The sequence below is a fragment of the Actinomycetes bacterium genome (assembly GCA_022396035.1).
In the GTDB taxonomy this organism is placed as follows: Bacteria; Actinomycetota; Humimicrobiia; order Humimicrobiales; family Humimicrobiaceae; genus Halolacustris.
Map to the genome: position 1 here is coordinate 1 of JAIOXO010000036.1, position 7,018 is coordinate 7,018.

Below are 7,018 nucleotides of genomic sequence, written 5' to 3' on the forward strand. Positions count from 1 at the left end.
CTGAAAAGGGCCAATATAGGAGTGGCCATGGGATCGGGTACTGATGTAACCAAGGATACTGCCTCTATTATAGTTACCGATGACAGCTTTGCTTCCATTGTATCCGGGGTGGAGGAGGGCAGGTTTGCCTATGATAATATCAGGAAGGTAACCTATCTGCTTATATCCACCGGTGCGGCTGAAGTTGTGCTGTTTATAACTGCATTGTTTATGGGACTGCCGCTGGCTTTGGTGGCGGTGCAATTGCTATGGCTTAACCTGGTAACCAACGGCATACAGGATGTTGCCCTGGCTTTTGAAGGGGGAGAGCCGGGAGCCATGCTCCGGAAACCCCGTAATCCCCGGGAGGGAATATTTAACCGGCTTATGGTGGAACAGACCCTTATATCCGGCCTGGTGATGGCCGGCGTGGCCATGGGGGTCTGGTATTACATGATTGGTAACAGTTATGAAATCTCTACTGCCAGAAACCTTATCCTTCTGCTTATGGTACTGATGCAGAATATGCATGCTTTTAACTGCCGTTCAGAAAGGGATTCTACTTTCAGGATACCCCTAAGCAGGAATTACCTGCTGATAGCAGGGGTACTTGCTGCCCAGGGTATACATATAGCCAGCCTGTATATTCCTTTTATGCAGAATCTTTTGGGAACTTCACCGGTAACCTTTACCCAGTGGCTGCTTTTACTTTCACTGGCTACCATTGTTTTATGGGTAATGGAAATATATAAATTCATAAAAAGAAAAATAGGTGCCTTTAACTGATTGATTTTTATTGTTTGTTTCATATAATAAAGACTTACATCCATTGATAATGTTATAATTGCTGCTGTCAGGGAGAGATGGCTGAGTGGCTGAAGGCGCACGCTTGGAAAGCGTGTAGGTGGCGTTAGCCGCCTCGAGGGTTCGAATCCCTCTCTCTCCGCCATACATATAGCCTCAAATTAACTATGAAGGGAGCAAGGCATGCTAGGAGTAATAAGGAAACTAAAATGTCCAAAAACCGGTAAAAGGCTAAAACTGGATTCTACGGAAAAATTCTTGGAAGTTGAAGATTCGGATATCAGATACCCCCTGTATGGTCCTATAATTAACTTTATCCCGGAAATAAAAGAACAGGATTTTTTTGTTTCTGAGACTGATAAGAAATCATTGGATTCCCTGGAGAAGGTAATGGCTGATGAGAAAAAGACTCTGGGGGATAAATTAAGTATGCCTGAAGAATTCAGGGCTTTGGTTTTAGATATTCCTTCCGGAGGTGACCTGTTTGTTGGTGAAGATTATGCAAGGTACAGGGAAGCCAATATATTGGTAGCAGACAGCAACCCAGCTATCCTGGCCAGGGCCAGGCAAAGGTATGAGAGCCTGGGCATAAATAATGCATTCTTTATCTGCTGTAATCTGGATAATCTTCCCCTGCTGGAAGGGGCAATAGGTATGGCTGTATCTATTTTAGGGTTTAACCGGGTAAAGGAGAAGAAGCAGCTTATAACTGAAATAAAAAGGGTGTTAAGGGTTAGCGGAACTTTTAATGGAGCTTTTTATATACAGAGCAGCCCCAGCCAGCAGTATCTAAGGGACATGGGCTTAAGTTCGGATATTTTTAGCTCTATGGATGAAGTAAAGGGACTTATGTCTGATAAATTTGATTTCATGGACCAGGAACTGTTGGGGGATAAATTTGTTTTTGAATGCAGAAAAAGCTGGCCCTCCTGCGGGGTTAAATGGTAATGGTAAAGATAAGGGTGGACAGGTTTATCCAGTCCCGGAGAAAGACCATAGGGCTGGAGGTTACCTCCGGGGGAGAGCTGGTGGTAAGGGCCCCTTATTCTGTTAACCGGAATTTGCTGCAGGATTTTTTAAATAAAAAAGCCGGCTGGATCATGAAAAAAAAGGCCCTGGCAAAGAAAAGGACGGATATAAACAGGGATCTGGATCTGGAAACAAGCAATAAGGTTCTTTTTCTGGGTAAATATTTTCCGGTAAAAATTCACCGGGGCAAGAGGGTATTTTTTGATCAGGGGTTTTTTGTTCCCGAAACAGATGCTGCAGGAAAAAAGAAAGCTGTTACCGGGTGGTTAAAAAAAGAAGCCAGAAAATACCTGAACTTTAGGGTTGAACGTCTGGCAGGCAGGCTGGGCATTGATTATGGCCGGATAAGGATAACCTCTGCTAAAAAAAGATGGGGTTCCTGTTCGGGCGGTTCAAACCTTAATTTTACCTATCGCCTGATAATGGCTCCCGCAGAAGTTATCGATTACGTTATAATCCACGAACTTATGCATATAAGGCAACAGAACCATTCAAAAAAGTTCTGGAAGGAAGTGGCGCAGGCTATCCCTGATTACAAAAAATATCAGAGATGGTTAAAAGATAATGGTTACCGGCTGGTGGTATAGATGAAAAGGGAACAGGTGCTGGGAGGTATTCTGGGGTTATGTATAGGTGATGCGCTGGGTGTACCCTTTGAGGGAAGATCCAGGGAAGAGATGCATAATCTGGGAAAAAATATTGAAAAATCTTATCGGGGCTTATGGTCTGATGATAGTTCATTAACCCTCTGTCTGGCTCAGAGTTTGTGTGAAGGCTTTGACTTAAGTGATTTGGCCCAGAGGTTTATAAGGTGGCTGGATGAGGGGTATATGACTCCTCAGGGGTCTGCTTTTGGTATAGGCAGAACCACTTATATGGCTATAAATAATTTAAAAAAGGGTGCTGGGCTTAAACACTGCGGGCTTACAGATGAATACAGTAATGGCAATGGCTCACTTATGCGGATACTTCCCATGGCTTTTTATTGCTTTAATATGGATGAGCAGGAAAGGTTTGATCTGGTCAGCAGGGTTTCTGCCCTTACCCATGCCCATCCCCGATCTGTTCTGGCCTGCTGTGTCTATACCCAGCTGGCCACAGAACTGATAAGCCAACAGGATAAAGGTATTGCTTACCGGAAAATGAAAAAAGTTATAAAAAAATATTTTTCTGGTGACAGCCAGCTGCCTTACTTTAAATCAATTTTAGAATCGGATATATCCACACTAGACAGGGAGGATATAGGGGCAGGAGGCTATGTGGTAGAAAGCCTGGAAGCATCAATATGGTGCTTTTTAAGACATACAGATTACACAGATACAGTAATGGAAGCAATAAGGTTGGGACAGGATGCCGATACTACGGCAGCAGAAGCGGGAGGACTGGCCGGAATGTTTTACGGGGTAGATTCTATTCCGGGTAAATGGCAGGAAGGCCTGGCCAGAAAAGAAGATATTCTGGATATTGCTAATAATTTATGGAAGAGCCTGGGCTAAGATGAACAGGGCTGGACAGATAATAGAAAAACTTAAACAAAATGCTGATCCGGAGGTTCTAAAGGGAAGGAAGCGCTATGGAATAGATTCCAAAAGCCAGCTGGGTTTACAGATACCATTTTTGCGAAAGCTGGCCAAAGAGGAAGGAAAGGACCATGATCTGGCTTTAGATTTATGGGATAGCGGTATACATGAAGCAAGAATACTGGCCAGCATGGTGGATGATTATAACGAGGTGACTGAAAGCCAGATGGAGGATTGGGCTAAAGATTTTGATAGCTGGGATGTCTGTGATCAGGTCTGCAATAACCTTTTTAAATATAGTCCTTATGCCTACCGGAAAGCTGGGCAGTGGGCTCTGAGGGAAGAAGAGTTTGTAAAAAGGGCCGGCTTTGCTCTGATGGCTACTCTTGCGGTGGGGGATAAGGAAGTAGAAGATAATAAGTTTATAGAGTTTTTTAAGTTTATAGAGAAACAGAGCACCGACTGCAGAAATTATGTAAAAAAAGCAGTTAATTGGGCTTTGAGGCAGATAGGCAAAAGAAATATTTATCTTAACAGATTGGCTATTGAAACTGCTGAAAAAATCAGTAATATAGATTCAGCAGCGGCCAGATGGATTGCTGCTGATGCTTTAAGGGAGTTAAAAAGCAAACCGGTGGCCAAAAGACTGGGGAGAGATGGCTGAGTTTGGCTGAAAGCGCTCGATTCGAAATCGAGTAGGCAGCCGCAAGCTGCCTCGGGGGTTCGAATCCCTCTCTCTCCGCCATTTTTCTTTAAAATAATCCTTTAATTAGCAACCATTCTTATTTAGTAATATATCTTTATAATATTTTATTAACCAAGTAATAACATTATATATAATTTACAAGTATTAAACATGAATTTGTAGAAAATATAACAAAAACTTGACATTTTTTGTAAAAACATTATAGAATTATAAAACATAGATTAGATATTTTTATTAGAGGCTTTGAAACTTTTCCTATATCTGGGCGCTTGGGAAAAGTGGAGCTAATAGCGAAACCGACTGTACGAGTCGGTTTTTTTGGTATAGATAGGTAAAACTGAATATATAGTAAAAGTAACATTGTAAAGCTCGAGGGGGAGGTGAATGATGGGACCGCTAATTAACTGGCTTAAAGTCTTCTTTACTTCTAGGTATGGTGAAAAGGGTGCTACCGCTATTGAGTATGGATTATTAGTTGCATTAATCGCGGTAGTTATAATTGTTGCAGTTACGGCAGTAGGAGGCAATCTTAAGGGAATGTTTAATGCTGTAGCAGACGAAATAAGTACAACAATTCCAGCTGAATAAGATTAGGAAACACTATGCAATGAAATTGTAGAAGGGAATGGTGCTGCAAACAGCACCATTCCAAAATTCTCAAAATGAAAAAACCAATAAAAATTAAACAACAAAAAGGCGCAGCCGCTGTAGAGTTTGCCATAATACTCCCCGTCCTAATCATGCTGATATTTGGCATCTATCAGTTTGGCATAGCTTACAACCGCTACATAACTTTAACTCATGCTGCCAGAGAAGGGGCGAGAGTAGCTGCGGTTGACTACAATAATGAGGATATTCCTGATCCTGAAAGCTATATAAAACAGATTGTAATAGAGAGGGCAACCTCTATTTATGACTTAACCGAAGACGACATAAGTATAAATTTACCTGAAGGAAACAAGATAGGCAAACCAATCGAAATTGAAATATTATATAACCTTTTCATTGAAATCCCTTTGGTAAACAGCTGGAACATAGAATTGACGCCCAAAGGGATCATGAGATTGGAAAGGTAATTATAAATAAACATTATAATGAAAAAGCAATTTAAAACCGAAAGCGGCCAGGTAGCGGTTATTGTCGCTTTACTTATAGTATCCCTAGTAGGAATGACCGCTTTGGTTATAGATGTGGGTTCTCTATATGAAGTAAGAAGAAATCTTCAGACTGTTGCTGATGCTGCTGCTCTAGCTGGTGCACAAGAATTGCCCCATAGTGTAACAGAAGCAAAGCAGAAAGCTATTGAGTATGCCAATAATAATTTAAAATATTCAGACACAGAAATAACTGAGGATAATATTGAGATTTTTAGCACTGAAGTCCCCAATGACTCTATAAGGGTTACCCCAGAGGATAAAAATCCTCAATTGTTTTTTTCAGGTATACTGGGCATTAATACCGCCGAAGTGGCGGCAACTGCTACTGCTACTGTCTACAACCCTCTTTCCATGAACCATCTGGTTCCATGGTCTATACCCCAGGATAAATATGGAGAGGTAATTCCAGGCCAGTCATATTCCCTTAAAGTGCCAGCTCAAGAGCAGGAAGATGGCAATTTTCAGGCTATGTGCTTTCAGAACGATAATATTGCAGCCAAGTCTGGCGCTAATCTGTATGAGTACAATATAGTCCATGGCTGTACCGAAGATATAATAATAGGCCACCAGTATCCAACAGAACCTGGTAATATGGTGGGACCCACAGAAAGTGGTGTGGAAGATTTAATTGGTGGAAATACTCAGTCATTTTCAGAAGTGACAAGTACTATTACCGGCGATGATGGTAAAACCTATTACTCTGGAACCGATACGACCTGTCCCAGAATAGTATTGGTACCTATAATTGATTCTTTGCCCAATGGGAAAAGTGATCCTGTTACTATTATGGGTTTTGCTATCTTTTATGTTGAAGATATTAGTGAAGAAGGAAAGGGAAAGGATAAGAGGGCTGAAGTTAAGGGAAAGTTTATAGATTATATGTTGGTGCAGTCCACTGGTGATGTAACCGGCTACGAAGGTGGATTAAAAGTAGTTAGGTTGGTAGACTGATTTTAGAAAATTTAGAAATTAAATAGGAGCAATTATGAAGCTAAGAATCGTAATACTCATTATTGCAATTATACTGGGAGTAGTAGCCGTAGTGGCGGTCCTGGGCTATATAAACAGCATCAGGGACACAGTAGAGGAAGAAGTAGAAAAGGTTGAAATACTGGTAGCGGCCCAAAACATACCCAAAGATTCGACAGTAGAGTCCCTGGTAGCCAATGAGAGCGTGGTACTGGAAGCTGTCCCCAGAAAATACCTGGCCAACGGCGTACTTACCTCCCTTGAAAATTATAAAGGATATGTGGTTGCCGCACCCATAAATGAAGGCGAGCAAATTACCACCACCAACTTTATAAAACCGGAAGATATCGGGCTTTCTTTTATGGTGCCTGAGGACATGGTAGCAATATCCATACCGGTTGATGATGTAATAGGAGTATCCAATCTTATAAATGTTGGAGACCATGTCAATGTTATAGGTACCTTCCAGCCCACAGAAGAAGAAGAACTAAAAGATGTCCTGGATGAGTATTTTGGCACCGAAGAAGTATCGGCAGAGATACTGGAAGAATTTGAACAGGAGCTGGGCATAACTGAAACCATAACCAAAACTCTTTTGTGGAATGTAGAGGTACTGCACATAGGGGAGAGGATGGTATACAAGAAAGCGGTTGAAGAAGAAGGCGGACTGCTTGAAACCACCGAAACTGAAACAAACCTGGAAGAGATTAATACCATTACCCTGGCTCTCAGCCCCCAGGATTCAGAGAAACTGGTATTTACGGAAGAAATGGGCCTGGTATGGCTGGCATTACTTCCTGTCGATGGCATAGAAGAAGAAGAGACTCCAGGAAGTACATTTAAAAATATTTTAG

9 protein-coding genes, 2 tRNA genes and 1 riboswitch are annotated in these 7,018 nt (G+C 41.7%); all 11 genes read left to right on the forward strand.

Annotated elements, in window-relative coordinates:
* Positions 1 to 765: cation transporting ATPase C-terminal domain-containing protein (locus tag K9H14_08100; protein MCG9480148.1), on the forward strand; the 765-nt coding region annotated here is incomplete at its 5' end.
* Between the two features lie 71 nt (positions 766 to 836).
* Positions 837 to 928, forward strand: a tRNA-Ser gene (locus K9H14_08105).
* Between the two features lie 38 nt (positions 929 to 966).
* Complete coding sequence (locus K9H14_08110; protein ID MCG9480149.1) at positions 967 to 1,731, forward strand: class I SAM-dependent methyltransferase; 765 nt, start codon at positions 967 to 969, stop codon at positions 1,729 to 1,731.
* Complete coding sequence (locus K9H14_08115; protein ID MCG9480150.1) at positions 1,725 to 2,399, forward strand: M48 family metallopeptidase; 675 nt, start codon at positions 1,725 to 1,727, stop codon at positions 2,397 to 2,399. The genes K9H14_08110 and K9H14_08115 overlap by 7 nt, the downstream gene beginning before the upstream one ends.
* Positions 2,400 to 3,308 carry an ADP-ribosylglycohydrolase family protein gene (locus tag K9H14_08120; GenBank protein MCG9480151.1) on the forward strand — a complete coding sequence of 303 codons (909 nt, stop codon included), beginning with the start codon at positions 2,400 to 2,402 and terminating at the stop codon, positions 3,306 to 3,308.
* Position 3,309: 1 nt separating this feature from the next.
* Positions 3,310 to 3,996 carry a DNA alkylation repair protein gene (locus tag K9H14_08125; GenBank protein MCG9480152.1) on the forward strand — a complete coding sequence of 229 codons (687 nt, stop codon included), beginning with the start codon at positions 3,310 to 3,312 and terminating at the stop codon, positions 3,994 to 3,996.
* A tRNA-Ser gene (locus K9H14_08130) sits at positions 3,983 to 4,077 on the forward strand. The genes K9H14_08125 and K9H14_08130 overlap by 14 nt, the downstream gene beginning before the upstream one ends.
* A 188-nt stretch (positions 4,078 to 4,265) precedes the next feature.
* Positions 4,266 to 4,348, forward strand: a riboswitch (cyclic di-GMP riboswitch).
* A 77-nt stretch (positions 4,349 to 4,425) separates the two neighbouring features.
* A complete protein-coding gene (locus K9H14_08135; protein ID MCG9480153.1) occupies positions 4,426 to 4,626 on the forward strand; it encodes a Flp family type IVb pilin in 201 nt (66 codons plus the stop codon).
* Positions 4,627 to 4,700: 74 nt separating this feature from the next.
* Positions 4,701 to 5,114: a pilus assembly protein gene (locus tag K9H14_08140; protein ID MCG9480154.1), complete on the forward strand. Its 414-nt coding sequence runs from the start codon at positions 4,701 to 4,703 to the stop codon at positions 5,112 to 5,114.
* Positions 5,115 to 5,132: 18 nt separating this feature from the next.
* Positions 5,133 to 6,146: a hypothetical protein gene (locus tag K9H14_08145; GenBank protein ID MCG9480155.1), complete on the forward strand. Its 1,014-nt coding sequence runs from the start codon at positions 5,133 to 5,135 to the stop codon at positions 6,144 to 6,146.
* 34 nt (positions 6,147 to 6,180) lie between these two features.
* On the forward strand, positions 6,181 to 7,018 hold an 838-nt coding region (gene cpaB, locus K9H14_08150), incomplete at its 3' end, for a Flp pilus assembly protein CpaB (protein ID MCG9480156.1).

What these genes read in the sequence shown, in the direction of transcription:
- K9H14_08110 (MCG9480149.1), top strand. Translation starts at nt 967, where the DNA reads ATGCTAGGAGTAATAAGGAAACTAAAATGTCCAAAAACCGGTAAAAGG.
- K9H14_08145 (MCG9480155.1), top strand. Translation starts at nt 5,133, where the DNA reads ATGAAAAAGCAATTTAAAACCGAAAGCGGCCAGGTAGCGGTTATTGTC.
- K9H14_08120 (MCG9480151.1), top strand. Translation starts at nt 2,400, where the DNA reads ATGAAAAGGGAACAGGTGCTGGGAGGTATTCTGGGGTTATGTATAGGT.
- K9H14_08140 (MCG9480154.1), top strand. Translation starts at nt 4,701, where the DNA reads ATGAAAAAACCAATAAAAATTAAACAACAAAAAGGCGCAGCCGCTGTA.
- K9H14_08135 (MCG9480153.1), top strand. Translation starts at nt 4,426, where the DNA reads ATGGGACCGCTAATTAACTGGCTTAAAGTCTTCTTTACTTCTAGGTAT.
- K9H14_08125 (MCG9480152.1), top strand. Translation starts at nt 3,310, where the DNA reads ATGAACAGGGCTGGACAGATAATAGAAAAACTTAAACAAAATGCTGAT.
- K9H14_08115 (MCG9480150.1), top strand. Translation starts at nt 1,725, where the DNA reads ATGGTAATGGTAAAGATAAGGGTGGACAGGTTTATCCAGTCCCGGAGA.